General features: G+C 60.7%; 22 protein-coding genes. 8 read left to right on the top strand and 14 right to left on the bottom strand.

The window, feature by feature from the left end:
- Window positions 1-44: 44 nt before the first annotated feature.
- The 7 genes from QD336_RS17070 to QD336_RS17040 all read right to left on the bottom strand — a co-directional run bounded on the left by QD336_RS17070 (window position 45) and on the right by QD336_RS17040 (window position 11,005).
- Window positions 45-1,673 (bottom strand): alpha-D-glucose phosphate-specific phosphoglucomutase, encoded by a 1,629-nt coding sequence (locus QD336_RS17070; protein WP_499171442.1) that lies wholly within the window; start codon window positions 1,671-1,673, stop codon window positions 45-47.
- A 4-nt stretch (window positions 1,674-1,677) separates the two neighbouring features.
- Window positions 1,678-3,120: a glycogen synthase GlgA gene (glgA, locus tag QD336_RS17065; RefSeq protein ID WP_269344938.1), complete on the bottom strand. Its 1,443-nt coding sequence runs from the start codon at window positions 3,118-3,120 to the stop codon at window positions 1,678-1,680.
- 5 nt (window positions 3,121-3,125) lie between these two features.
- Window positions 3,126-4,388 carry a glucose-1-phosphate adenylyltransferase gene (gene glgC / locus QD336_RS17060; protein ID WP_269344940.1) on the bottom strand — a complete coding sequence of 421 codons (1,263 nt, stop codon included), beginning with the start codon at window positions 4,386-4,388 and terminating at the stop codon, window positions 3,126-3,128.
- A 21-nt stretch (window positions 4,389-4,409) separates the two neighbouring features.
- The gene (gene glgB, locus QD336_RS17055) at window positions 4,410-6,617 is read right to left on the bottom strand and encodes a 1,4-alpha-glucan branching protein GlgB (RefSeq protein WP_499171441.1); all 2,208 of its coding nucleotides are present in this window, start codon (window positions 6,615-6,617) and stop codon (window positions 4,410-4,412) included.
- A complete protein-coding gene (locus QD336_RS17050) occupies window positions 6,617-9,079 on the bottom strand; it encodes a glycogen/starch/alpha-glucan phosphorylase (RefSeq protein WP_499171440.1) in 2,463 nt (820 codons plus the stop codon). The genes glgB and QD336_RS17050 overlap by 1 nt, the downstream gene beginning before the upstream one ends.
- Before the next feature lie 441 nt (window positions 9,080-9,520).
- Window positions 9,521-10,291, bottom strand: a complete 771-nt coding sequence (locus tag QD336_RS17045; RefSeq protein WP_269344945.1) for a class II glutamine amidotransferase — start codon at window positions 10,289-10,291, stop codon at window positions 9,521-9,523.
- Window positions 10,292-11,005 carry an aspartate/glutamate racemase family protein gene (locus tag QD336_RS17040; RefSeq protein ID WP_499171439.1) on the bottom strand — a complete coding sequence of 238 codons (714 nt, stop codon included), beginning with the start codon at window positions 11,003-11,005 and terminating at the stop codon, window positions 10,292-10,294. It abuts the gene before it with no gap.
- A gap of 167 nt (window positions 11,006-11,172) precedes the next feature.
- On the opposite strand from QD336_RS17040, the gene QD336_RS17035 reads away from it, so the two are divergent.
- Window positions 11,173-11,634, top strand: a complete 462-nt coding sequence (locus QD336_RS17035; RefSeq protein WP_003508584.1) for an Lrp/AsnC family transcriptional regulator — start codon at window positions 11,173-11,175, stop codon at window positions 11,632-11,634.
- Between the two features lie 30 nt (window positions 11,635-11,664).
- On the opposite strand, the gene QD336_RS17030 is transcribed toward QD336_RS17035, so the two are convergent.
- From QD336_RS17030 to QD336_RS17020, 3 genes are all read right to left on the bottom strand, one after another.
- Window positions 11,665-12,648 (bottom strand): aldose 1-epimerase, encoded by a 984-nt coding sequence (locus tag QD336_RS17030; RefSeq protein ID WP_499171438.1) that lies wholly within the window; start codon window positions 12,646-12,648, stop codon window positions 11,665-11,667.
- A gap of 175 nt (window positions 12,649-12,823) precedes the next feature.
- A complete protein-coding gene (locus QD336_RS17025; protein ID WP_269345144.1) occupies window positions 12,824-13,717 on the bottom strand; it encodes an NAD(P)-dependent oxidoreductase in 894 nt (297 codons plus the stop codon).
- 88 nt (window positions 13,718-13,805) lie between these two features.
- Entirely contained in the window at window positions 13,806-14,561 is a 756-nt protein-coding gene (locus tag QD336_RS17020; protein WP_499171437.1) for an SDR family oxidoreductase, read from the bottom strand.
- 216 nt (window positions 14,562-14,777) lie between these two features.
- Between QD336_RS17020 and QD336_RS17015 the strand changes: the two genes are divergently transcribed.
- The 7 genes from QD336_RS17015 (at window position 14,778) to cydX (ending at window position 23,311) form a co-directional block, all read left to right on the top strand.
- A complete protein-coding gene (locus QD336_RS17015; RefSeq protein ID WP_499171436.1) occupies window positions 14,778-15,809 on the top strand; it encodes an L-idonate 5-dehydrogenase in 1,032 nt (343 codons plus the stop codon).
- Window positions 15,810-16,296: 487 nt separating this feature from the next.
- The gene (locus QD336_RS17010) at window positions 16,297-16,875 is read left to right on the top strand and encodes a GbsR/MarR family transcriptional regulator (RefSeq protein WP_269344953.1); all 579 of its coding nucleotides are present in this window, start codon (window positions 16,297-16,299) and stop codon (window positions 16,873-16,875) included.
- A 30-nt stretch (window positions 16,876-16,905) separates the two neighbouring features.
- Entirely contained in the window at window positions 16,906-18,669 is a 1,764-nt protein-coding gene (cydD, locus tag QD336_RS17005; protein WP_499171512.1) for a thiol reductant ABC exporter subunit CydD, read from the top strand.
- Window positions 18,666-20,357 (top strand): amino acid ABC transporter ATP-binding/permease protein, encoded by a 1,692-nt coding sequence (locus tag QD336_RS17000; protein ID WP_499171435.1) that lies wholly within the window; start codon window positions 18,666-18,668, stop codon window positions 20,355-20,357. The genes cydD and QD336_RS17000 overlap by 4 nt, the downstream gene beginning before the upstream one ends.
- A 67-nt stretch (window positions 20,358-20,424) precedes the next feature.
- Window positions 20,425-22,002 carry a cytochrome ubiquinol oxidase subunit I gene (locus QD336_RS16995; RefSeq protein WP_269344956.1) on the top strand — a complete coding sequence of 526 codons (1,578 nt, stop codon included), beginning with the start codon at window positions 20,425-20,427 and terminating at the stop codon, window positions 22,000-22,002.
- A gap of 6 nt (window positions 22,003-22,008) precedes the next feature.
- On the top strand, window positions 22,009-23,166 hold the full coding sequence (gene cydB, locus QD336_RS16990) for a cytochrome d ubiquinol oxidase subunit II (protein ID WP_499171433.1): 1,158 nt from the start codon (window positions 22,009-22,011) through the stop codon (window positions 23,164-23,166).
- A 22-nt stretch (window positions 23,167-23,188) separates the two neighbouring features.
- Complete coding sequence (cydX, locus tag QD336_RS16985) at window positions 23,189-23,311, top strand: cytochrome bd-I oxidase subunit CydX (protein WP_003508602.1); 123 nt, start codon at window positions 23,189-23,191, stop codon at window positions 23,309-23,311.
- 156 nt (window positions 23,312-23,467) lie between these two features.
- On the opposite strand, the gene QD336_RS16980 is transcribed toward cydX, so the two are convergent.
- The 4 genes from QD336_RS16980 to nadC all read right to left on the bottom strand — a co-directional run bounded on the left by QD336_RS16980 (window position 23,468) and on the right by nadC (window position 25,367).
- Window positions 23,468-23,656, bottom strand: coding sequence for a hypothetical protein (locus tag QD336_RS16980; protein WP_269344963.1), 189 nt, complete (start codon window positions 23,654-23,656; stop codon window positions 23,468-23,470).
- A gap of 20 nt (window positions 23,657-23,676) precedes the next feature.
- Window positions 23,677-24,090, bottom strand: a complete 414-nt coding sequence (locus QD336_RS16975) for a DUF3597 domain-containing protein (RefSeq protein WP_269344965.1) — start codon at window positions 24,088-24,090, stop codon at window positions 23,677-23,679.
- Window positions 24,091-24,102: 12 nt separating this feature from the next.
- On the bottom strand, window positions 24,103-24,354 hold the full coding sequence (locus tag QD336_RS16970) for a GlsB/YeaQ/YmgE family stress response membrane protein (RefSeq protein WP_004437812.1): 252 nt from the start codon (window positions 24,352-24,354) through the stop codon (window positions 24,103-24,105).
- A gap of 155 nt (window positions 24,355-24,509) precedes the next feature.
- A complete protein-coding gene (gene nadC, locus QD336_RS16965) occupies window positions 24,510-25,367 on the bottom strand; it encodes a carboxylating nicotinate-nucleotide diphosphorylase (RefSeq protein ID WP_499171432.1) in 858 nt (285 codons plus the stop codon).
- Between the last annotated feature and the right edge of the window lies 1 nt (window position 25,368).

Below are 25,368 nucleotides of genomic sequence, written 5' to 3'. Positions count from 1 at the left end.
CGAATGAGGGGCGCCTGGGCGTCCCTCATGCTTGGCAGAAATTATCAGGTAATAACGCTCGGTTCGCTGCGGCCGGTATGGGCCTTGATGCCGGCGATGGTATCGGCAACGGCAATCAGGTCGGCGAGCGCCGTCTGTGTTTCGATGCCGTGACGGGCCGCATCCGGCTCGTAACGCTCGACATAAAGGCGAAGCGTCGCACCCGCCGTGCCGGTGCCGGAAAGGCGCAGCACGATGCGCGAGCCGCCTTCGAACAGGATGCGGATGCCTTGATTCTTGCTGACGGACTGGTCGACCGGGTCGTTATAGGCAAAATCATCCGCTGCCGCGACCTTCAGATTGCCGTAGCTGGTGCCCGGCAGCGTCGCGAGCTTTTCACGCAGGGCAGCGACCAGCGTGTTGGCGGCATCCGAATCCACTTCTTCATAATCGTGGCGGGAATAATAGTTGCGGCCATATTCGGCCCAGTGCCTGGTGACGATGTCCTTCACGCTTTCCTTGCGCGCGGCGACAATGTTCAGCCAATAAAGCACGGCCCACAGGCCATCCTTTTCACGCACATGGTTCGAGCCGGTGCCGAAGCTTTCCTCGCCGCAGATCGTAACCTTGCCGGCATCCATGAGATTGCCGAAGAACTTCCAGCCGGTCGGCGTTTCATACATGCCAAGGCCGAGCTTTTCGGCGACGCGATCCGCTGCCGCACTCGTCGGCATGGAACGGGCGATGCCGGAAATGCCGGCGGCATAACCGGGCGCCAGTTTGGCATTGGCGGCGATGATCGCGAGACTGTCGGACGGGGTGACGAACATGCCCTTGCCGACCACCATGTTGCGGTCGCCATCACCATCGGAAGCGGCGCCGAAATCGGGACCTTCAGGGCTCATGACATCGTCATAAAGCTCCTTGGCATGGACAAGGTTCGGGTCGGGGTGATGACCGCCGAAATCCGGCAGCGGCGTTGCGTTGCGGACAGAGCCTTTCGGAGCGCCGAGGCGTTTTTCGATGATCTCCACGGCATAGGGGCCGGTGACGGCGCTCATGGAATCGACGACGACCTTGAAGCCGCCGGCGATGAGGGCACGGATGGCGGCGAAATCGAACAGCTCTTCCATCAGCGCGGCATAATCGGCGACCGGATCGATGACTTCGACCGTCAGCTCATCCACCTTGAAGCTGCCGATCCTGTCGAGATCGATATCGGCGGCATCGGAGATTTTGTAGCTATCGATGACCTTCGAACGGGCATAGATCGCATCGGTGATCTTTTCCGGCGCGGGGCCGCCATTGCCGATATTGTATTTGATGCCGAAATCTTCGTTCGGGCCGCCGGGATTGTGGCTGGCGGAAAGCACGATACCGCCGAAGGCCTTGTATTTGCGGATGACGTTCGAGGCGGCTGGCGTGGAGAGAATGCCGCCCTGACCGACCAGAACCTTGCCGAAACCGGCGGCGGCGGCCATCTTGATCGCCTTCTGGATGACTTCACGGTTGTAATAACGGCCGTCGCCGCCGATCACCAGCGTCTGGCCCTGAAAGCCTTCAAGCGCGTCGAAGATCGACTGGATGAAGTTTTCCGCATAATTTTCCTGGGCGAAGACTGGCACCTTCTTGCGCAGGCCGGATGTGCCCGGCTTCTGGTCCTGATAGGGCTTCGTCTGTACGGTGTTGATCATTGTTTCAATGGCCTTTCGAAATAAGCTGGCTGTAAAGCGCGGCGTAAAGACCGGCGCTCTTTTCCCAGGAAACATCGGATTTCATCCCGAGTTTCTGCATTTGTGTCCACAGTTTTGGGTCGTGATAATAACGGACGGTCCGGCGGATCGCCTGTTTCAGCCCGTCCAGCGTGACGGGTGAAAATTGTACGCCGGTCGCCGATTTATTGGCGATGGCGGCGTGGTTGGCATCAATCACCGTGTCGGCGAGGCCGCCGGTGCGGGCAACCACCGGAATGCAGCCATAACGCAGCGCGTAAAGTTGGGTAAGGCCGCAGGGCTCGAAACGCGAGGGGATGATGATCGCGTCGCAGCCCGCCTGCATGAGATGCGACAGCGGCTCGTTATAACCGACCGCAACGCCGACGCGGCCATGGTGGCGGGAGGCCGCCGCAAGCAGCGCGCCTTCCAGTGCCACATCGCCCGCGCCAAGCACCACCAGACGGCCGCCGAGGGAAACGATCTCGTCCACGGCTTCGGCCATGAGGTCGATGCCCTTCTGCCAGGTGAGGCGGGAGATGATGCAGAACAGCGGGCTGTCATCATCGTCGATGCGGAAATGCTCGGCGACGGCCTTCTTGTTCAGGGCGCGGTTCTTGAGGTTGGCGGCGGAATAATTGTCGTGGATCAGGTGATCGGTCGACGGGTTCCAGACGTCGGCATCGATGCCGTTGACAATGCCGTGCAGCACATGGGCGCGGCTGCCGATGACGCCGTGCAGGCCCATGCCAAACTGCGGAGTGAGGATTTCCTCGGCATAGGAGGGGCTGACGGTGCTGAGCGCTGTCGCTGTCTGCAGGCCGCCCTTGAGGAAACTCACATCGTTATAATATTCGATGCCTTCCATGCCGAAGGCATGGGCGGGAAGACCAAGCTTGCTGAAGATATTCGCACCGAACTGGCCCTGGAAGGCGATGTTGTGAATGGTGAGAAGGCTCGGAATCTCGGGCGTTTCGGCATAACGCATATAGACCGGCGCCATGGCGGCCTGCCAGTCATGCGCATGCAGCATATCCGGCCGCCAGCCGGGAAGGGCACCGGCGGCAATGCGGGCCGCGGCAAGGGACAGCGCCGCAAAGCGCTTCCAGTTGTCAGGATAATCCTTGCCGGTCTGGTCGAGATAGGGGCCGCCCGAGCGCTCGTAATAGGCCGGCGCATCGAGAATGAGGAGATCGAGCCCCTCATGCCGCACTTCGAGCAGATCGGCCTTTTCGCCGAGCAGGTCGGTAAATTCAAAACATTTGACGGGGTCCGTCACGGCGGCTTTCACCGCCGGATATCCGGGTATCAATGTCCGCGTCTTGACGCCATGGGCTTCGAGCGCGATGGGGAGCGCGCCGGCAACGTCGGCGAGCCCTCCGGTCTTGATCAGGGGATAGATTTCGGATGAAACCGAAAGGACATTCATGGGCTCTACAGGTCCAGCTTGTCGATCATCGATTGGGTGATAAGGCAGATGCCGTTTTCAGTGCGGCGGAAACGTTTGGCATCCAGTTCTGGGTCTTCTCCTACAATCAGTCCTTCCGGAATGACCACGCCATGGTCGATGACGACATTGCTGAGTTGGGCATGGCGCCCGATCTTCACACTCGGCAGTACTACGGCATTCTCAAGGCGGGAGTATGAATTGGCGCGCACGCCGGTGAACAGAAGGCTGCGATTGAGGGCGGCACCGGAAATGATGCAGTCGCCCGAGACGACCGAAGATACGGCCGAACCGCGGCGGTTCTCGTCGTCATGCACGAATTTCGCCGGTGGGGTGATTTCCGCATAGGTCCAGATCGGCCAGGATTTGTCGTAGATGTCGAGGTCCGGCACCACATCGGTGAGGTCGATATTGGCCTGCCAGTAGGCATCGATGGTGCCGACGTCGCGCCAGTAGGGGCCATGCTCGAAATCCGAACGCACGCAGGAATCGGCGAAGCGGTGGGCGACGGCTTTGCCGTGCTCTACGATATAGGGAATGATGTCCTTGCCGAAGTCGCGGCTGGAGGTCGGGTCGGCGGCGTCGCGGCGCAGCGCTTCCATCAGGAATTTCGTGTGGAAGACATAAATGCCCATGGAAGCAAGCGCGAAACCCTCGTTTCCGGGAATGCCGGGCGGATCGGCCGGCTTTTCGATGAAATCGATGATCTCGTCTTTTTCGTTCACATGCATCACGCCGAAGCCGGTCGCATCCATGCGCGGCACTTCCAGGCAGCCGATGGTCACGTCCGCACCGGAATCCACATGCTGCTGCAGCATGTATTCGTAGTCCATCTTGTAGATGTGATCGCCGGCGAGGATGACCATATATTCCGGCGCATAGGGCTCGATGATGTCGATGTTCTGGTAGACGGCATCGGCGGTGCCTTCATACCATTGCGTTTCGGAAACGCGCTGCGAGGCCGGCAGAATGTCGAAGCTCTCGTTACGCTCGGGGCGGAAGAAGTCCCAGCCGCGTTGCAGGTGGCGAATGAGGGAGTGCGCCTTGTATTGCGTGGCGACGCCGATGCGGCGAATGCCGGAATTGAGCGCGTTGGAAAGCGCGAAATCGATGATGCGCGCCTTGCCGCCAAAATAAACGGCGGGTTTTGCCCGGCGGTCCGTCAGTTCCTTCAGGCGGCTTCCTCTGCCACCCGCGAGGACATAGGCCATTGCATCACGCGCCAAAGGCTGAACTCTTTTTTCCGACATGGTGTCCTCCCTTTCTGTCTGTCAGTTTTCCGGCTCGAGCATGATCGTCGCGAGCGGCGGCAGGACGAGCATCGTGCCGATTTCTCCTCCGGCATCGACCGCCTGAACGCGCCCGCCATTTCCCTTGCCGCTGCCGCCATAAATTTCGGCGTCGGTGTTGAGAATCTCCCGCCACCGCCCGGCGATGGGCAGCGGCACATAATAATTTTCCCGATAGACCGGGGTCAGATTGCAGATGACTGCCACCGGTTTTTCGCCGGGCGCGGTGCGCAGCCAGGCGAAGACGGAATTCTCGTGATCATCAACCACAAGCCAGCGGAAGCCGTCGGGTTCGCAGTCTCGGGCGTGCAGGGCAGCTTTGGATCGATAGGTGAGGTTGAGATCGCGCACGAGGCGGCGCATGCCCTCATGCATCGGATATTGGCGCAGGTTCCAGTCGAGCGAGCCCTTTTCGCTCCATTCGCTCCACTGGGCGAACTCCTGCCCCATGAACAGCAGCTTCTTGCCGGGGTAACCCCACATGAAGCCGTAATAGGACCGGAGATTGGCGAATTTCTGCCAGTCGTCGCCGGACATCTTGGCGATCAGCGAACCCTTGCCGTGCACCACCTCGTCATGGGAAAGCGGCAGCACGAAATTTTCGCTGAAGGCGTAAAGCAGGCCGAAGGTCAGTTCCTGATGGTGGAACTTGCGATGCACCGGCTCACGCGAGAAATAACTCAGCGTGTCGTGCATGAAACCCATGTTCCATTTGAAACCGAAACCGAGGCCGCCCTCGTGGACCGGCTGGGACACTTTCGGCCAGGAGGTGGATTCCTCAGCAATCGTCATGACGCCCGGATGGGTGCCGTAGACGAGGGAATTCATCTTCTGCAGGAAGCGGACGGATTCCAGGTTTTCGCGCCCGCCATATTCGTTGGGGATCCACTCGCCTTCCTTGCGGGAATAATCGAGATAGAGCATCGAGGCGACCGCATCCACGCGCAGCCCGTCGAGATGGAATTTTTCGGCCCAATAAAGCGCATTGTTGATGAGGTAGGACATCACCTCGATGCGGCCGAAATTATAGATGGCCGTGTTCCAGTCGGGATGGAAACCCTGGCGCGGATCGGCATGTTCGTAAAGCGCCGTGCCGTCGAACCAGCGCAACCCGTGCTCGTCGGTCGGAAAATGCGCAGGAACCCAGTCGAGGATCACCCCGATGCCAACCTTGTGGGCGCCGTTGACGAAACGGGCAAAACCCTCAGGATCGCCGAAACGGGCGCTCGGGGCGTAAAGCCCGGTCGTCTGGTAACCCCAGGAGGGGTCATAGGGATGTTCGGTGACGGGCAGGAACTCGATATGGGTGAAGCCCATATCGGTGCAATAGGGGATGAGCTGGGCGGCGAGTTCATCCCAGCTGAGGAAGGTGCCGTCCTCGCGGCGCTGCCAGGAACCGGCATGGACCTCGTAAATGCTGATCGGCTGGCGGCGCTGGTCCACCTGCGCCCAATGTTCGCGGTGGGCCTGATCTTCCCATTTTTGCGACAGCTCCGGCGCGGTGACGGAAGCGTTCTTCGGCCGCAATTCGGCGCGGCGGGCATAGGGGTCGGCCTTCAGCGGCAGAAGCTCGCCATTGGCGCCGAGGATTTCGAACTTGTAGGCGCAGCCGGCATAGACATCCGGCGCGAAGATTTCCCAGATGCCGGTATCCTTGCGGAACCGCATGACATGCCGGCGGCCATCCCAATTGTTGAAATCGCCGACGACGGAAACGCGCCGCGCATTGGGTGCCCAGACGGCGAAATGAAAACCTTCGACACCTTCGAGCTTCAGCGGATGGGCGCCCATCCTGTCGAAGAGCCTCAGATGCGACCCTTCGCGGACGAAATAATCGTCCATGGGGCCGAGAACCGGGCCGAAGCTGTAAGGGTCGGTCACCGCCCATTCGGCATCGTCGCGACAGGCGCGGTAGCGCACCGGCTGTCGCCTCGAAAGATCGATGCGGCCTTCGAAAAAACCGTCCGGATCAAGCCGTTTCAACTCGCCCACGAGGTTTCCATCCAGCGTCAGGACGGAAACCTCCTCGGCACCGGGAATGAAACAGCGGGCGGAAAACCCTTCCGGCGTTTCGTGAACGCCGAGAAGGGCAAAGGGATTGGAATGCAAACCGCTCTTGATCGCCTCGATTTCAGCCTTCGTGATTTCGCCAGTCTTTTTTTCTTCGGCCGAATTGAGCGGTTTTTTCATCAGGCTCTCCAGATCTCGGTGGCATATTGGCGGATCGTCCTGTCGGACGAGAACCAGCCCATACGCGCCGTGTTGCGCACTGTCTTGGCATACCAGCTATCCGGATCGCTCCAGATCGCGTCCACTTCGCGCTGCGCATTGGCATAGGCGTCGAAGTCAGCGGCGACCATGAACCAGTCGCTGTTATAGAGCCCGTCGATCAGACCCGAAAAACGGGAACGATCATCCGGCGAGAACACACCTGACGCGATGGACGACAATGCCTGCGACAGTTCCGCGGATTGTTCGATGATCGCGCGGGGATTGTGACCTTCAGCGCGGGCCTTGGCCACTTCATCCGCCGTCATGCCGAAAATGACGATATTGTCTGCGCCGACATGATCGCGCATTTCGACATTGGCACCATCGAGCGTGCCGATGGTGAGCGCGCCGTTCAGGGCAAATTTCATGTTGCCGGTGCCGGAGGCTTCCATGCCGGCCGTCGAAATCTGTTCCGAAAGATCGGCGGCGGGAACCATGATTTCCGCAAGCGAGACGTTATAGTTCGGAACAAACACCACTTTCAGAAGCCCGCGCACGGCCGGATCGTTGTTGATGACCCGGGCAATATCGTTGGCAAGCTTTATGATCAGCTTCGCGTTGTGATAACTCGGCGCCGCCTTGCCTGCGAAGAACTTAACGCGTGGCACCCAGTCCAGTTCCGGGTGAGAACGGATCTGGTCGTAAAGCGCCACCGTTTCCACGAGGTTCAGAAGCTGGCGCTTATATTCGTGGATACGCTTGATCTGGATGTCGAACATGGCCGAGGGATCGACGCGGATGCCCATCCGCTGTGCGACCGTATTCGCCAGCCGCACCTTGTTCAGACGCTTCACCTCGGCGAATTTCTCGCGGAAACCGGCATCGTCGGCAAAACGGTCAAGCGCGGTCAGTTTTTCCGCGTCGTCGAGGAAATCATCGCCGATTGCTTCGCGCAGCAGGCTGGTCAGGCCGGGATTGCACTGCATCAGCCAGCGACGCGGCGTGATGCCATTGGTCTTGTTGTTGATGCGGTCGGGGTAAAGGCTGTGCAGGTCGGCAAAGACCGTTTCCTTCATCAGGTCGGTATGAAGGGCGGAAACGCCGTTGATCGAATGCGAGCCGATGAAAGCGAGATTGCCCATGCGCACGCGCCGCTCGCCGCCTTCATCGATCAGCGAGATGGAGCGGATCTGCTGATCCGCCATCTTCTTTTCCTTGCGGGCATAAACCAGCGTATTGGCATTGATCGCGTAGACGATCTGCATATGTCTTGGAAGAAGGCGCTCGAGCAGCGGCACCGGCCAGCTTTCCAGCGCTTCCGGCAGCAGCGTGTGGTTGGTGTAGGAGAAGGTGCCCTGGGTGATCTTCCAGGCTTCGTCGAATTCCAGGCCGTGCACATCGCACAGAAGACGCATCATTTCGGCGATGGAAATGGCCGGATGCGTATCGTTGAGCTGGATCGAGACCTTCTCAGGCAGCGAGGTGAAATCAGGATATTGCTGCAGGTGACGGCGCAGAATGTCCTGCAGCGAGGCGGATGAGAAGAAGAACTCCTGCCTGAGGCGCAGTTCCTGACCGGCGGGCGTCGCGTCCGCAGGGTAGAGAACCCGTGTCAGGCTTTCCGCCTTGTTGCTTTCGCGCAAGGCACCGATATGGTCGCCAGCGTTGAAGGCGGCGAGAAGAATGGGGTCGATCGGCTGTGCCGACCACAGGCGAAGCGTGTTGACGCGGGTGCCACGCCAGCCGACGACTGGCGTATCATAGGCCATGGCGATGACGCGTTCGGCCGGTTTCCAGACGAAACGCTGCGGATCTTCATAACCGCCGATCGTCTCCACCGATCCACCGAAGCCGACCTCATAGGAGCTCTCACGGCGCTCGAATTCCCAGGGATTGCCATGCGCCAGCCAGGTTTCCGGCAGTTCCACCTGCCAGCCATCCGCCATCTGCTGGCGGAAGAGGCCGTGCACGTAACGGATGCCATAGCCATAGGCGGGAATATCGACGGTCGCCATGGATTCCATGAAACAGGCCGCAAGTCGGCCGAGGCCGCCATTGCCGAGTGCCGCATCCGGTTCCAGCCCGGCGATGACGTCCAGATCGACACCGAGCGAGGACAGCGCGTCGCGGATTTCATGCATCAGGCCGATATTGGAAATGGCGTCGCGCATCAGGCGGCCGATCAGGAATTCCAGCGACAGGTAATAAACGCGCTTGGAATTGTTGGCATAGGCCTTGCGGGTGGATTCCATCCACTTGTCGATGATGCGGTCGCGCACGACGAGGATGGTTGCGGTCAGCCAGTCATGCGGCTTGGCAACCTTCACGTCCTTGCCGATGCGGTAGGTGAGGCGTTCGATGATTTCCGACGCCATGATTTCCGGGTTGGAACTGCGCGGGGCGGGGCGGGGAAGATCAGCGGCGTTGAGATTATTGATCATTGGTCGGTCAGCACCTTGGTGGGAGGAGAGGGTCTGAGAGGTTGATCCGGCTTGCCTTTGTTGATGCCAGTTTATGCATCGATATGGAGGCGTGGCAACAGCAATTTTTTCGGAAAATTGAACGGCTTAGCGTAATGAAAAATAAGAGTTTTTCTCGGCCTCCCAAGGATCGCCGAAAGCTTTGCCAGCCCTGTCTGTGCCGTTCTTGAACGGATTTTCTTGGTCCTTGCGATGCCCGGCATCGCTCAGAAAAGGGGAAGAGGCTGCAATACTTCTGAAATGGTTCACCGGTCCTGAAATCTGTTTCGAACTATCGGATCACACACTAGCCTTCGCGGTCGCGAAAATTCAATAAAATAAATGCAACGGTACGGCTGTCGCGCCGACATAGGGCGGCGCAGGCATAAAAACCGGCCTTTTCCCTGCCATCAACGGCGATGTTTATGGCAGGGAAAAGGGCTCCATCGCCATTTCGCCGGCGCGGATCGTTACCCTGGTATTCGGCGGAACGGCGCACCACGGGGTGCAGTCGAAGGAAAAGGGTTCCGAACTCAACGCAATGCCGTCGTCCAGCCCACGCCAATAAAGCGTCGGCGGCTTGTCGTCGCTCGACCAGCGGAAGGCATGCAGGCAATCGCCATCCATCAACACGGCGCTGAACCGCAGGGCCGAGGAGACGCCCGCCGCAATCATCCTTTGCTGGCAGAGATGCAGTGCTGTGGAGATGGCCTGTACCGGATCGGCATCGAGGCCGAGGCCGGCGGCGATCAGGAAAATGGCTTCACTGTCGCCGGTGCCGCGCCGGGAGGCATAGATATCGTCCGGGATAAGGGAATCGATGTCGCGCCTTATCTGCTCGTAACCGCCGATCTGGCCGTTATGCATGAAGAGATATTGGCCATGTGCAAAGGGATGGCAATTGGCACGGGAGACTTCGCCTGAGGTGGCGGAGCGGACATGGGCCATGAACATGCCGGAGCGAAGCTGATGGCAAAGGGCGGCCAGATTGGCATCGGACCATGCGGGCCTTGTGTCGCGAAAGACGCCGGGCGTTCCCCGCTCACCATACCATCCAAGGCCGCAACCATCGCCATTAACGACGGTTTTTGCTTCCCTTGCGGCCATGGACTGGCTGACCAGCGACGCTTCCGGCTCGATCAGCAGGCTGTCGAGCCAGACGGGTTTACCGGAATAGGCAAAAAGGCGGCACATTCATGCGGCTCTGTCGAATGCCTTGTCTCCGAGCGCGAAGCCGACGGCGGCCTTCGCGTGAATGGCGGTCGAATCGTAACCCGGCAGCGGCAGCGTGTCGGGATCGATCAGCAGGGAAATCTCGGTGCAGCCGAGAATGACGGAATCGACACCCAGCGCACGGGCCTTTTCGATGACGGCAAGGTAGCGTTCACGCGAGCAGGACTTGATTTCGCCCTGGCACAGCTCGCCGAAAATGATGTCGTGGATTGCAGCCCGGTCTTCCGCCTCGGGCACAACCACGTCGACGCCGTGTTGGCGCATGCGGTCGGTGTAAAAGCCGTGTTCCATCGTGTAGCGGGTGGCAAGTAGCAGCGGCTTGCAGCGCCCGTCCGCTTTCAGGGCGGCAGCCGTTTCGTCGATGATGTCGATCAGCGCCACGCCCGACATTTTTTCAACCGTGTCCGCAACGAGATGCATGGTGTTGGTGCAGATCAGCACGCAATCGGCACCGGCATTGGCAAGGCGGGCACCGGCAGCGCCCAGAAGCGCGCCAGCCTCATCCCAGCGATCAGCCTTCTGAAGGGCGACAACCTCGGAAAAATCGAGCGAATGCATGACGATATCGGCCGAGACCAGACCGCCGCGGCTGTCGCGCACGGCCTCATTGATCATGCGGTAATAGGTTGCGGTGGATTCCCAGCTCATGCCGCCGATCAGGCCGATGCGTTTCATAAGTTTCCCCTTATCAAGTTTGATTGAAGATAAGGATGCCATCGCCGCCACGAAAACGGCGTGCGTTTTTTCGGGTATTTCAGTGCGCAGACGCAAGTATGGAGCGTATTATACGGAAAATCTGCAAACTTGTTGCGCCATTGCGTTAACCGGTGCATTCTTTATGGATGATTGATGATCGTGACCGCCGAATCCTTGCGATTCTCCAGGAAAATGCCGAAACCCCGCTCGCCGATATTGCGGAGGAGGTTTCCCTGTCGCTATCCGCCTGTTCGCGCCGCATCACGCGGCTGCGGACTGAGGGGTATGTGACAGGCACGATGGCGTTGCTCGACCGGCGGAAGATCAACCTTCCGACGACGGTTTTCCTGCTGGTGAGAACGGGCCTGCATGCCGAGGACTGGCTGGACCGGTTCCATGCGGCCGTCAGCACCATACCGGAGATCGTCGAGGTTCACCGGTTGACCGGCAATTTCGACTATATTCTGAAACTGGTGCTGCCGAATGTCGAATATTACGACACGGTCTACAAACAGATCCTGCGCCGTGTTCAGCTTTATGACATGTCCGCCTATATCTCCATGGAGACGGTAAAGCTGTCTTCGTCGCTGCCGACGACGCATATCTGAGAGATTATCGAGCCTCGGCCAGCGCCCCAGTCAGCGCGCCGCCTCGAAACGGACGCCGAAGCGGAAGCTTCGTGTTTCGCCCGGTTGCAATGTAATCGCAGCCGCAAGTTCCTGATGGTTGAAGGCATTGGTGGGCGTTTCCACCGGTTCGAGCGCGATGGATTGTCGCCTGTCGCGGGCCAGCGTATCGCCGGTGAAGACATGCATGTGGCCACGCTCCTGCCAAACCGTGAGGCTCGAACCGTCATGCGGGTTTTCGAGCCGTGTCTCGTAAAGCCCGTTTTCGGATGCGGTCAGATCGGTGAAGCAGACGTCCAGCACATGGCCGGATAGTGGCGCATGGAGAAAGCGGGCGTCGTCCCGTTTGATTATCCCGCCCTGTGGCGCCCGCAGGGGAATGAGATCCTCGTCCGTTTCGATCGCGGTTCGCGAGGGCAGCGTGAGAAGCAGGTCGTCGATGGACGCCGTGCCGGGCAGGCGGAAATAGGGATGCCAGCCGGCGGCGAAGGGCAGGGGCCGGTCACTGCGATTGATGCCGCGTATGTCGATGGTGACGTCATGCCCGGCAAAGCGATATTCCACCTCGATGGTGAGCCGATAGGGATAACCCCTGAAATCTCCCGGCGCTATTTCCGCCCGGAAGACGAGAATCTGCGCGCCATTTTCCTCGAAGGACCGGTCGAGGACAAAGGGCAGGGCGCGGGCAAAGCCATGGAAAACAAGGTCCTCATGGGCAAGTACCGGCTCTATGTGATGCGTTTCCCCGGCGAAATCATACCGGCCCTGCGGAATGCGGTTGGTGAAGGGCGCGAGAAAGCCGTTTCTTACGCCGTTCTGCGACTTTAGCTCCGCGGCCGTCAGATATCCGTCAACCAGATCGTCGCCCTTTTCACCATCGGCAGAGAGCGGCAGCCAGCTGAGAAGCGTTGCGCCCTCATAGGCGATTTCGGCATAAAAACCGTTTCCGGAAACGATCAGACTGGCAATCCCCGTGCCTGTTGCGGAAGTGGTCATCGGGAATTGTCCTTTGCATGCATGCATCTGCGACGGCCGGGCCGATTGCCCGCCGATTCGCCCGATCATCTTCGCTGCAGCGACATTTCGCAATGGCTATGATGCGCCGCACACATCCATGGCCGGCGCTTTCCGCAACCTTATTTGCATGAGGGCATGGCGCCCGCGATGGAGATCAGTCCGGGAAGGTTCGTTTTGCGCCGCTGAAAAATTCCATCAGCGCCGCCTGGTCTTCTCCTCCGAGCCCCGCCGCCGTCAGCATGCGGTGCACCTCGGCGCAAACCGCCGTCAGCGGCATGGCCGTGTTGGTGCGCCGGGCGAGATCCTGCGCGCCATTCAGATCCTTGACCATATTGTCGATACGGCCGGTGCGGCGGTAGTCCTTCGCCACATAACGCGGCATATATTCCTGCAGGATGGCGCTGTCGGCGCGGCCGCCCTTCAGTGCCTCCGGTATCTTGGCGGCATCGACGCCGGCATCCAGCGCAAGCTGTGTTGCTTCCGCCACGGCGAGGAAGTTCAGGCCGCAGAGAACCTGATTGATGAGCTTGGTCGTCTGCCCGGCGCCACAGGGGCCCATATGGGTGTAGTTGCTGGCCACATGCTGCAGCACGCGGTGGGCATCGGCCACATCCTTCTCGCTGCCGCCCGCCATCAGGGTCAATTGCCCGATGAGCGCCTTGGGTGCACCGCCTGAAAGCGGGCTATCCACCCAGCGCAGCCCCTTTTCAGCGGCATCGGCCGCCAGTTCCTTGGTCGCTTCCGGGTCGATGGAGGACATGTCGATGATCAGCGTGCCGGGTTTTGCCCCGGCCGCCACGCCATCCTTGCCAAAGACGGCGATGCGGACGATTTTTGGCGAATTGAGGCTGAGGATGACCACGTCGGAAACGGCGGCCGCCGCCGCCGCGGTTGGGGCGCTCTCCGCGCCAAGGCTGGTCAGCGCCGCCACCTTTTCCGCATCCAGATCGAAAACCGTCAGGTGATTGCCGGTCTCCACCAGCCGCGTGCCGATCGCACCGCCCATGGCACCGGCGCCGATGAGGGCGACTTTGTTCTTCTCGGTCATGCTGTTCACGGCCTCCTCCCAAGGTGTCGTGGTATCGTCAGGTCACATCCGGATGGTGGCCGCGGCCCACCATCCGGAAATGGCATTTTTAAAGCGAGGCGGTGATGCCGCCGTCGACGTAGAGAATATGGCCGTTCACGAAGGACGAGGCGTCGGATGACAGGAAAATGCAGGCGCCGACAAGCTCTTCCACCTTGCCCCAGCGTCCGGCCGGCGTGCGCTTTTCAAGCCATGCCGAGAAGGTTGGGTCCGCTACCAGGGCGGCGTTGAGCGGGGTGTCGAAATAACCGGGCGCTATGGCATTGCATTGCAGGCCATATTTGGCCCAGTCCGTCGCCATGCCCTTCGTCAGATTGCCGACTGCACCCTTGGTGGCGGTGTAGGGCGCGATGCCGGGGCGGGCAAGTGCGGTCTGAACGCTGGCAATATTGATGATCTTGCCGCGTCCGCGCGAAATCATGTGGCGCGCCGCGGCCTGTCCGGCGTGGAATACCGAGGCGATGTTGGTCTGCAGCAGGCGCTCGAAGGCGTCGGCCGGAAAATCCTCAAGCGGCGTGCGGTGCTGCATGCCGGCATTGTTGACGAGAATATCGATTGCGCCAACCTCCGCCTCGAAGCGGTCAATGGCCTCGCGCACCGCGCTGTGATCGGTGGCGTCGAAGGCAAGCGTCCTTGCGCCCTTGATGCCGGCAGCGGCGGCTTTCAGCTTCGCCTCGTCCCGCCCGTTCAGCACCACTTCCGCCCCGGCTTCCGAAAGTCCTTGCGCCAGCGCGAAACCGATGCCCTGGGACGAACCCGTGATCAGCGCGCGGCGGCCGGAAAGATCGAACAAATTAAGGCCCACTGTTTCCTCCAGTCTCTCGACATTGCATTCATGAAGATGTATGTTACCGATAACATTCATCTGTTTGAGGGCGGATGTCAAGGCTGACGCGCCCGTTTTCGGTACGTATCGGGCGGGTGGCGAACTGGCAAGGCGGGTCAAGGCGCGCCTTGCGGCAGCAATTTGAATGCAGAATTTTTATGCGCCGCAGTGGCGCGCGCTTGAACGGGAGTTGTCATGAAAGCGATTGTCGCCCACGGGGCAAAGGATGTGCGCATCGAAGACCGGCCGGAGGAAAAGCCGGGGTGGGGCGAGGTGCGGCTCCGTTTGGCCAGGGGCGGAATCTGCGGCAGCGATCTGCATTATTACAATCATGGCGGTTTCGGCGCCGTGCGGCTCCGTGAACCCATGGTGCTGGGTCATGAGGTTTCCGCCGTCATCGAGGAACTCGGCGAAGGCGTGGAAGGGCTGAAGATCGGCGGTCTGGTGGCGGTTTCGCCGTCCCGCCCGTGCCGGACCTGCCGCTTCTGCCAGGAAGGCCTGCACAATCAGTGCCTCAACATGCGGTTTTATGGCAGCGCCATGCCCTTCCCGCATATTCAGGGCGCATTCCGCGAAGTTCTGGTGGCGGATGCCCTGCAATGCGTGCCGGCCGATGGTCTCAGTGCCGGTGAAGCCGCCATGGCGGAACCGCTGGCGGTGACACTGCATGCCACGCGCCGCGCCGGCGATCTCTTGGGAAAGCGCGTGCTCGTCACGGGTTGTGGCCCCATCGGCATCCTCTCCATTCTGGCTGCGCGCCGGGCGGGTGCGGCTGAAATCGTTGCCACCGACCTTTCCGATTTCACACTCGGCAAGGCGCGCGAAGCGGGGGCGGACCGTGTCATCAACAGCAAGGATGAGCCCGATGCGCTCGCCGCTTATGGTGCGAACAAGGGAACCTTCGATGTTCTCTATGAATGCTCGGGTGCGGCCGTGGCGCTTGTCGGCGGTATTACGGCGCTGCGTCCGCGTGGCATCATCGTCCAGCTCGGGCTCGGCGGCGATATGAGCCTGCCGATGATGGCGATTACCGCCAAGGAACTCGACCTGCGCGGTTCCTTCCGCTTTCACGAGGAATTCGCCACCGGCGTCGAGCTGATGCGCAAGGGCCTGATCGACGTCAAACCCTTCATCACCCAGACGGTCGATCTTGCCGACGCCATCTCGGCCTTCGAATTCGCCTCGGATCGCAGCCGCGCCATGAAGGTGCAGATCGCTTTTTCGTAAGCGCTTTCCTGCGAACGGATATGACGGCATTTCAATCGGCGGCGGATTATTCCGCCGCCGATTTTTTATGCGTGGTTTTTTCGCGCAGTGCGATGCGGGAAGATGTTATCGATATCATTGGTTGTCGTAAGGCCGCAATGTGATCGGGTAACTCCATGGAAGGCTACGCCTAATTATCCGTCATACCGGCCTTGAGCCGGTATCCAGCCAGCCCAAGTCCTTGGGCTGAAGACTCCCCCGTCGCGCAGACGCGCGTCTGGATTCCGGCTCTGGGCCGGAATGACGGAGGTGAGGCCGCGGCCTCAACCAGCGCAATCCGCTCTGACGCCGGAGATTCCAGTCTCATATTTTGCGACCCTGACCGTCCTTTGCCGACCTGCTCCATCGGTTTGCACATTTTGACGCAGGTCAAAAAGGTGATTTGCCGCCTGCCGTTTTTTGCGTTATCGAAATTTCAGAAATTACTGAAAATTCAGGAAGTGAAGAAATGCCAACCAGCCTGTCCCCGCTCGTTCAGTCCTTCGTGCTGCATTTCGGCGAGATGGGCAGCCGTTGGGGAATCAATCGCACCGTCGGCCAAGTCTATGCTTTGCTTTACATTTCGCCGCAGCCGCTCTGTGCGGACGAGATCGTCGAAGCGCTTGGCATTTCCCGTTCCAATGTGTCGATGAGCCTGAAGGAGCTTCAGGCGTGGAACCTTGCAATTCTCAAGCACTTCCCCGGCGACAGGCGCGATTTTTTCACGACGCCTGACGATGTCTGGCAGATTCTGCGCACGCTCGCCGAAGAGCGGAAAAAGCGTGAGATCGATCCCACCCTCAGTGTGCTGCGCGAAATCCTGATGGAGACGCCGGAAAACGACGATGAGCGGCATGCGCAAAGGCGCATCGACGAGATGAAGACGCTGATCGAGCAGTTGACCGGCTGGTATGACGATGTGAAGCGGCTGGAGACCGAAAGGCTGGCCTCGCTTCTGGCGCTCGGTTCGAAGGTCACGAAGCTTCTGGAGGCGAAGGACAAGATCGTCTCGCTTGCCAGACCCCGTGGCGCGAAGAAGAACGGGTGAGGGTGATCGGTCGTGACCATATCCGCACAAATGCCCCGGTCGGCCGATGGTGATGCCGCAGACTGTCCCGTGCCCGATGCCGGGCAACGACGGTTCTTTGGCCGAACCCGGCGCAACACCGCCCCAGACAAGGCCGCAGTAAAAACGCAACATGCGCCGGCGGTTGGCAGATCCGTCGCCCTGCTGCATGTGCTGCCGGCGCTGCTCTGGCTGCCGCAGGCGGGCCTGCTGGCCTTTTCAGTCGGAAAAATTGCCGATGGCGAGCCGATGATGGCGATCGTGCCGGCGGCTGTTGCGGTTCTTATCCTTGGTCTTCTCAAGGCGTGGCTGGAAAAAATCGCGGCGCGGCTGTCCTTCCGGGCCGCACGCGCAGCACTTTCGCAGCGGCGGTTCGAGGCGCTGCAGGCGGTGGCGAAGGTTTCCCCGCTCGATCTGTCGCGCACGGCCACGGGTGAGGCGGCAGGCGTCGTGGCGGAGGCTGCGGAAGCGCTGGTGCCCTATCTTTCCCGGTTCCAGCCGGCACGCATGAAGGCCACCATCGTTCCCCTGGTTTTTGTGCTCGCCATCCTGCCCTTTACCTGGATTGCAGCGCTGGTGCTCCTGCTCGCCATGCCCACCATCCCGCTTTTCATGGCGCTCATCGGCTGGCAGGCCAAGGCCGCCAGTGAAAAACAGCTGGCCGAGACGGGCAACATGAATGCCTTTCTGCTCGATCGCCTACGCGGGCTGGAAACGATCCGCACGCTCAAGGCCGTTGACCTGACGGCGGCGCGCCTTGGGGCCGATGCACAGAACCTCAAGAAGCGGACGATGGCCGTTCTGAGGATCGCCTTTCTCTCCTCGGCGGTGCTGGAACTTTTTGCGGCGATCGGCGTTGCCATGACCGCCGTCTATATCGGTTTCCACCTTCTCGGTTTTCTCGATTTCGGCGCCTGGGGTGAAAAGCTCACGCTGGCCGAAGGCCTCTTCATCCTGCTGCTTGCGCCAGCCTTTTTCGAGCCGCTGCGGGAACTCTCCGCCGTCTGGCACGACCGCGCAGCCGGTGAGGCGTCGCTCGATGCGCTCGCGACATTAACGGCCAGCGGTGCGGCCATCGTGGGTGAGGGTGCGGATGTGGTGCGCGCGCCATTTTCAACGCCCGGCCTGCTGGAGATGAACAACCTTTCCTTCGCCTACCCTGGCGCTCCGCCTGTCATCCGGAATTTCAACCTGACGGTTCAGCAGGGCGAGAGAGTTGCGATTCTTGGGCCTTCCGGTTGTGGCAAATCCACTGTACTCTCCTTGATTGCCGGGTTGGCCGAGGCGAGTGAGGGCGTAATCAGGATCGGCGGTGTCACGCTTGATGATGCAACGGCGGATGGGCTGCGCGGAACGATCGGCTGGGTCAGTCAGAAGCCGTTCTTTTTTGCCGGGTCCCTGAAGGCGAATATTCGTTTTGGCCGCTCGGCGGTCAGCGAAGCCATGGTGGAAGAGGCCCTGCACCGCACCGGGCTGGATGGATTGACGCAGGCGCGCCGGCATCTGCAGATCGGTGACGGCGGATATGGCATTTCGGGCGGGGAGGCGGTGCGGCTCGCCATAGCACGTGCTTTCGCAGACCCGGCAACGCAGCTTGTTCTGGCCGATGAGCCGACCGCCCATCTCGACCGGGAAACGGCGGCTCTCGTCACGGATAGTCTGCTGCGACTGGCAAGGGGCAGGACATTGATCGTCGCGACCCATGATCCGGTGCTTGCGGCACGCATGGACAGGGTCGTGGATATGACGGCGATCCATTCGAGGGGGCAGCCATGATCGCGCGTTTTGCCATATTGAGACCCGTCATCGCCCTGTTCTGGTCGACGCGGCGCGGTATGCTGCTTGCGGGCGCGGTTCTGGCGGTCACGACGGTTCTGGCGGGCATCGGTCTTCTCGGCGTGTCCGGCTGGTTTATCACGGCGACAGCCATTGCCGGCCTGCTGCCGGCGACGGCCTTCGCTTTCGATGTCTTTGCCCCCTCAGCCGCCATTCGCCTTCTGGCGCTGGCGCGCACCGCCTCCCGTTATGGCGAACGCATGACGACCCACGAAGCCACTCTTTCCGTGCTTGCAGCACTTCGGGAGAAACTGTTTCGCGGTTTTGCCGCGCCGCAGGCAGCCAAATCTCTGGAGGCGCGGCCTGCGCGCCTGCTGAACCGGCTGACGGCGGATATCGATGCACTGGATTCGCTCTATCTGCGCGTGCTGGTTCCTGCCGCCGTCGCCATCCTCGCCGCGCTCGTGACCGGCTTCGGGCTTGCTTTCCTGCATCCGCTTGCCGGCGTGCTGGCGGCAACCTTCCTCATCGCGGCGGGGCTGGGCATTTCTGCGCGCTCTGCCTTGAGGGCGGAAAAATTCTCGCGCCGGCGGGCCATCGGGCTCGAGGCGTTGCGCGCCCGCACGGCCGATCTCGTGAGCGGACAGACGGAGCTGCTGACCACCGGGCGGCTTTCCGCGCAGGTTGCGGCGGTCAAGCGGGCGGATGACTATCTCGCTGCCTGCGATCACAGCCTCAACCGCATCGAGACCAATGCCGGCTTTTCCTTTGGTCTTTCAGCGGCCATTCTCCTGAGCTCCGCCCTTCTCGGCATGGCCTGGCTGGCGGAGCATGGGGTGGTGAGTGCACCTGCCGCCGCACTTGGCCTGCTGGTCTGTTTCGCCGCGCTGGAGCCTTTCACGGCGCTTCGTCGCGGGGCGATGGAACTGGGCCGCACGCTGTTTTCCGCAAGGCGTATTGCGCCGCGCCTTTCTGCAACGGCTGAGGCGCACTGTCCTGCACTGCCCGCGAGTGGCACTGCGGCGGAACTCGAAGGCGTGCGTCTGGAGCGGGAAGGGAACGGCAATCCGGTCCTGACGAATATCAACCTCGCAATCGCCTGCGGGGAACGGGTCGCGATCGTCGGTCCGAGCGGTGCCGGCAAGACGAGCCTCATCCAGGTGGTGGCGGGCGAGTTGCGCCCGGCTGCGGGCTCGGCCCGTGCCTTGCCGTCCACCCTGATGACGCAGCGCAGCCAGCTTTTCCGTGACAGCATCGCCGACAATCTGCGGCTGGCAAAACCTGCGGCAACCGTGGGCGAGTTGTGGGACGCGCTTGAGGCGGCCGGGCTTGCCGAACACGTCAAAACCTTGCCGAGAGGGCTGGAAACGAGGCTCGGCGAGGCCGGGCAGGGTTTGTCCGGCGGCCAGTCGCGCCGGCTGGCGCTCGCCCGTTTCCTGCTGGCCGACCGGCCGCTCTGGCTTCTCGACGAGGTGACGGAAGGGCTGGATGGCGAGACTGCTCGGGATGTACTCGGCCGGCTTTTCGCGAAGGCAGCGGGAAAGACTGTCTTTATGATCACCCATAATCGCCGCGAGGCGGAATTTGCCGATCGTATCATCGTGCTGAAAGAGGGGCGCCGACTTGATGAATGTCAAAGCGGCACCCCGGAATACGGCGTAGTGCTTGAGACACTGCGCCCGGACTGAGATTTTTTGAGAGCCGGCGTCGTCTTGAAAATGGAAGGCCGGCCTTCCGGAAAAGGTGGGTAAGACTATGGAACTCGACATAGTGGCGCTGTCGCGCCTGCAATTTGCGGTGACGGCTTTATATCACTTCCTGTTCGTTCCCCTGACGATCGGGCTGTCGGTGGTGATCGCCATCATGGAAACGGTCTATGTCATGACCGGGCGCACGATCTGGCGGCAGATGACGAAATTCTGGGGCACCCTGTTCGGCATCAATTTCGTGCTCGGTGTTTCCACCGGCATCGTCATGGAGTTCCAGTTCGGCATGAACTGGAGTTATTACAGCCACTATGTCGGCGATATCTTCGGCGCGCCGCTCGCCATCGAGGGCATGATGGCTTTCTTCCTGGAAGCCACCTTCGTCGGCCTGTTCTTTTTCGGCTGGGACAAGCTGTCGAAACTCGGTCATCTCGTCGCGACATGGTGCGTGGCGATCGGCTCGAATTTTTCGGCGCTGTGGATATTGATCGCCAATGGCTGGATGCAGAACCCGACGGGCTCCGCCTTCAATCCCCAGACCATGCGCATGGAAGTGACGGATTTCTTCGCGGTCCTGTTCAACCCGGTGGCGCAGGCGAAATTCGTACACACCGTTTCCGCAGGCTACGTGACGGCGTCCATCTTCGTGCTCGGCGTTTCCGCCTGGTATGTGCTGAAGGGCCGCCATGTCGATCTCGCCAAACGATCGATGACGGTTGCCGCCTCCTTCGGTCTGGCGTCTGCACTTTCGGTCGTCGTGCTGGGGGACGAAAGCGGTTATCTCTCCACCGAACACCAGAAGATGAAGCTCGCCTCCATCGAGGCCATGTGGGAAACCGAGCCCGCGCCCGCCCCCTTCACGGCCATCGGTTTTCCCGATCAGGAAGCGCGCGAGACGCATTTTGCGGTGAAGATTCCGTGGGTGATGGGCCTCATCGGCACCCGTTCGCTCGATACGCAAATCCCAGGCATCAACGATCTTGTCGAGCAGGCGAAGACCCGCATCCGCGACGGCATCAAAGCCTATGACGCGCTGATGCAGATACGGGCTACCGGCAAGGGCGCGCAGCTGCCTGAAGAGGTGAGCGGCACCTTTGCGGAACTCGGCCACGAGCTTGGTTATGCCCTGCTGCTCAAGCGTTATGTCGACGATCCGCGTCAGGCGAGCGAAGAGCAGATTGCCAAGGCCGCGGCTGACACCATCCCGCATGTGCCGACCCTGTTCTGGGCGTTCCGTATCATGGTCGGTCTCGGCATCTTCTTCATCCTGTTGACGGCGACCTTCTTTTATCTCTCGGCCCGTCGCCGGCTGGATCATTATCCGCTGTTGCTGAAGGTGGCGGTCTTCGCCATTCCGCTGCCGTGGATCGCGGCGGAAATGGGCTGGGTCGTGGCCGAATTCGGCCGCCAGCCATGGATCATCGAAGGTGTGCTGCCAACGGCCGCTGCCGTCTCCAGCCTCAGCGCTTCAACGGTGCTGATTACGCTCCTGTGCTTCATCGCCATCTACACGGTGCTGTTCATCGTCGAAATGGGGCTGATGCTGAAGGCGATCCGCAAGGGGCCGGATCCGGACCATGAGCCGGAAGCGCCGCTCGTTCCTGAAAAACTCGTCGCTGCGGAGTAAGATATCATGATCCTGCATCAACTCATCGACTATGAAATCCTTCGCGTCATCTGGTGGCTGCTGCTCGGCGTATTGCTTATCGGCTTTGCCGTGACGGGTGGTTTCGATCTCGGCACCGGCGCGCTGCTGCCCTTCGTGGCGAAGACGGATATTGAGCGGCGCGTCGTCATCAATTCCATCGGTCCGGTTTGGGAGGGCAATCAGGTCTGGCTCATCCTCGGAGCCGGCGCGATTTTTGCCGCCTGGCCACCGCTCTATGCGGTGTCGTTTTCAGGGTTTTACCTGGCGATGGCGGCGATCATGTTCGCGCTGATCCTGCGGCCGGTTGGTTTCAAATATCGCTCCAAGCGCGAGAGCACGGCATGGCGCAGCGCCTGGGACTGGGCCTTGTTCGTTGGCGGCTTTGTGCCGGCGCTGATCTTTGGCGTGGCCATCGGCAATGTGCTGCAGGGTGTTCCCTTCCACTTTAACGACGACCTCAGGATTTTCTACGACGGCACGACGCTGTTCGAGCTTCTGAACCCCTATGCGCTTCTCTGCGGCCTCGTTTCTGTCGCCATGCTGGTGATGCATGGGGCGGCATGGCTGGTGCTGAAGACCGAAGGGCCGGTGGCCGCCCGCGCCCGCAACTTCGGCAGCATTGCAGCCCTTGCCACCACCGTTCTTTTTGCGCTCGGTGGTGTCTTTCTCTGGCTCGGGATCGATGGTTATCGCTTCACCTCGGACGTCGTGACCGACGGCCCCTCCAACCCGCTGTCCAAGACCGTCGAGGTTGCGGGTGGCGTCTGGTTTGCGAATTACGCCGCACATCCTTGGATGATGCTGGCGCCCGCGCTCGGTCTTGTCTTCCCGCTCGTCGCCTTCATCCTGTTCAGGGCCCGCAGGGAAGTTCTGGCGTTGCTATCCAGCTCGCTCGCGATTTTCGGCATCATCGCCACCGTCGGGCTGACGATGTTTCCCTTCATCCTGCCGTCCTCGGTGGATCCGAAATCGAGCCTGACGGTGTGGGACGCCTCGTCCAGCCATATGACGCTGTTCAACATGCTGGTCGTCACGCTCATCTTCGTTCCGTTGATCGTTGCCTACACGTCGTGGGTCTATCGCGTGCTGTGGGGCAAGGTGGATGAAAAGGCGATCCGCGACGACAGCGGCCATGCTTATTGATCAAGAAAGAAGGAGATCGAACATGTGGTATTTCGCCTGGCTGCTCGGCCTGCCTCTCGCCGCCATCTTCGCCGTCATGAATGCCATGTGGTATGAGCTGATGGAAGAAAACGCGAAAAAGGCCGAAGCGAAGCTGGATAAATAGAGCCTCTCCTCCGTCAAGCCGGACTAGATCCGGCATCCAGTCACGGCGCGTCTGCGCCGTGAGAGCGGATGATGCAATTCTGCCAAATATACAAGGGCGGCATCCGGTCCGGATGCCGCCCTTCTCGTAAAGCAGCCGCGCCTGCAATGCGCAGCGTCAGTGGATCGCGATGCCGCGCTTGTCCGCTTCTTCCTTGATGATGTCTTCGACGAGGGCTCTCTTGAGATTTGGATTTCCCAGCAGATAATCGTCGGCGATTTCGAAGATCGACTTCGGGTTTTCCGTCCTGTGCAGGGTGTCGAGGTCCCGGCCGATCTGTTCTCGCAGGCTGGAATAGTCGTCCATCGCGGCTCTCCCGTTGTCGGTTAGTCCAGAAGGTCGGCCGGAACCTTGCCGCCGTTTTCGGAGAGCTTCTTGATCACGGCCTTGTGCAGCCAGATATTCATCGTCGCCGAATCCGAGGTGTCGCCGCTATAGCCGAGCTCGCCCGCCAGTTCCTTTCGGGCGCCGAGGCTGCTGTCCAGATCAAGCGCCTTCAGAAGATCGACGATCGAATGTTTCCAGTCGAGTTTCTGGCCGTTCTTCTTGACTGCGGCATCCAGAATGGAGGCGACGTCGACATTGCCGGCGGGTGCCGGAGCCGCGGCTGTCGGCGCGGCAGGCTGGGCCGGTGCTGCCGGGCTTGCGGTTGTCGTTGGTGCTCCGGCCGGCGCGGAGGTCTGCGGCGCGGCCTCGGCCTTGCCGAAAATCGCATTCTTGATCTTGTCGAAAAAGCTCATGATGGTCTCCCTTTATCGGCGAAATGCCCGCCCGACGGCGATGAGAATGCATGCGCCGATGAAACCGGCGATGAGATAGCCAATCCAGCCTCCGAGCGAGACGCCCACGAGCCCCAGAAGGAAATTGGCGACGATGGCGCCGACAATGCCGAGGATAATGTTCATGAAAACACCCATATTGCTTTTCATGAACTGTTCGGCGAGCCAACCGGCTACGCCGCCGATGATGATTGCTGCAATCCAGCCAACTTGTGCGTCTTCCATAACAGGCCTTTCCTTTGTGAGAGAGGTCAAAAGGCATATGGACAGGCTTTTGCGCGCACTGATCCCCCCGCCTTGAATAGACCTCAGGCGGGACAATAACGAAGATGCCGGCGATTGGTTCCGTACGGCTGGGTGCTTCGCCTCAACCCTTTTCGTCAGCTCTGGCTTTGGAAGTCCAGCCCGATATCGAGAACCGGCGCGCTGTGGGTGATCCAGCCGATGGAGATGAGGTCAACGCCACTTGCGGCAATGGCGGCCGCCGTTTGCGGGTTGATGCGGCCGGAGGCTTCGGTGATGGCGCGACCGGCAACGATTTCCACCGCCTCGCGCAGCGTTTCAGGCGTCATATTATCGAGGAGAACCGCATCCACGCCCTCCTCCATGGCCTCGTGCAGCTGCGCGAGCGTATCGACTTCGACCTCGATCTTGACGAGATGTCCAACACCCTGTCTCGCGCGGCGGATGGCCTCACGCACGCTGCCGGCGACGGCGATATGGTTATCCTTGATGAGAACGGCATCATAAAGCGCAAAACGGTGGTTCATTCCGCCACCGGCGCGCACGGCATATTTTTCCAGCGCCCTGAGCCCCGGCGTCGTCTTGCGGGTGCAGGCGACCGAAGCCTTGGTGCCGGCAATGGCGGCAACGATTTTTGCGGTGACTGAGGCGATGCCCGAGAGATGGCCGAGAAAATTCAGCGCCGTGCGTTCCCCGGTCAGAAGCCCGCGTGAGGGCCCTTCGATAGTTGCGATGACATCACCGGGCGCTACCGCCGCGCCATCCGGAATGTGCCGTGTCATCCTGATCGCCGGGTCCACAAGCTGGAAGGCAAGTTCCGCCGCATCGAGACCGGCAATGATGCCCGGCTCCCGCGCGGCCATGACGACGACCGAGCGATGATCGGCGGGGATGACGGCGGCAGAGGTTATGTCGCCTGCGAGCCCCAGGTCTTCCAGAAGGGCGTTGCGCACGAGTGGTTCGATGATGAGACGTGGCAGGGGGGGAAGGGTCATG

It is taken from the genome of Rhizobium sp. BR 250, assembly GCF_047445855.1.
Lineage (GTDB): Bacteria > Pseudomonadota > Alphaproteobacteria > Rhizobiales > Rhizobiaceae > Agrobacterium > Agrobacterium tumefaciens_I.
Note: the sequence above shows the minus strand (reverse complement) of the source record. Positions and strands in the feature narration are given on the sequence as shown.

Coding starts and splice junctions, on each gene's coding strand:
- cydD (WP_499171512.1), top strand. CDS start 16,906: ATGCCCCGGTCGGCCGATGGTGATGCCGCAGACTGTCCCGTGCCCGAT.
- cydB (WP_499171433.1), top strand. CDS start 22,009: ATGATCCTGCATCAACTCATCGACTATGAAATCCTTCGCGTCATCTGG.
- QD336_RS16970 (WP_004437812.1), bottom strand. CDS start 24,354: ATGGAAGACGCACAAGTTGGCTGGATTGCAGCAATCATCATCGGCGGC.
- QD336_RS17040 (WP_499171439.1), bottom strand. CDS start 11,005: ATGAAACGCATCGGCCTGATCGGCGGCATGAGCTGGGAATCCACCGCA.
- cydX (WP_003508602.1), top strand. CDS start 23,189: ATGTGGTATTTCGCCTGGCTGCTCGGCCTGCCTCTCGCCGCCATCTTC.
- QD336_RS17035 (WP_003508584.1), top strand. CDS start 11,173: ATGATTGATGATCGTGACCGCCGAATCCTTGCGATTCTCCAGGAAAAT.
- QD336_RS17045 (WP_269344945.1), bottom strand. CDS start 10,291: ATGTGCCGCCTTTTTGCCTATTCCGGTAAACCCGTCTGGCTCGACAGC.
- nadC (WP_499171432.1), bottom strand. CDS start 25,367: ATGACCCTTCCCCCCCTGCCACGTCTCATCATCGAACCACTCGTGCGC.
- QD336_RS16975 (WP_269344965.1), bottom strand. CDS start 24,090: ATGAGCTTTTTCGACAAGATCAAGAATGCGATTTTCGGCAAGGCCGAG.
- glgC (WP_269344940.1), bottom strand. CDS start 4,388: ATGTCGGAAAAAAGAGTTCAGCCTTTGGCGCGTGATGCAATGGCCTAT.
- QD336_RS17050 (WP_499171440.1), bottom strand. CDS start 9,079: ATGATCAATAATCTCAACGCCGCTGATCTTCCCCGCCCCGCCCCGCGC.
- QD336_RS17015 (WP_499171436.1), top strand. CDS start 14,778: ATGAAAGCGATTGTCGCCCACGGGGCAAAGGATGTGCGCATCGAAGAC.
- glgB (WP_499171441.1), bottom strand. CDS start 6,617: ATGAAAAAACCGCTCAATTCGGCCGAAGAAAAAAAGACTGGCGAAATC.
- QD336_RS17030 (WP_499171438.1), bottom strand. CDS start 12,648: ATGACCACTTCCGCAACAGGCACGGGGATTGCCAGTCTGATCGTTTCC.
- QD336_RS16980 (WP_269344963.1), bottom strand. CDS start 23,656: ATGGACGACTATTCCAGCCTGCGAGAACAGATCGGCCGGGACCTCGAC.
- QD336_RS17070 (WP_499171442.1), bottom strand. CDS start 1,673: ATGATCAACACCGTACAGACGAAGCCCTATCAGGACCAGAAGCCGGGC.
- glgA (WP_269344938.1), bottom strand. CDS start 3,120: ATGAATGTCCTTTCGGTTTCATCCGAAATCTATCCCCTGATCAAGACC.
- QD336_RS17010 (WP_269344953.1), top strand. CDS start 16,297: ATGCCAACCAGCCTGTCCCCGCTCGTTCAGTCCTTCGTGCTGCATTTC.
- QD336_RS16995 (WP_269344956.1), top strand. CDS start 20,425: ATGGAACTCGACATAGTGGCGCTGTCGCGCCTGCAATTTGCGGTGACG.
- QD336_RS17000 (WP_499171435.1), top strand. CDS start 18,666: ATGATCGCGCGTTTTGCCATATTGAGACCCGTCATCGCCCTGTTCTGG.
- QD336_RS17025 (WP_269345144.1), bottom strand. CDS start 13,717: ATGACCGAGAAGAACAAAGTCGCCCTCATCGGCGCCGGTGCCATGGGC.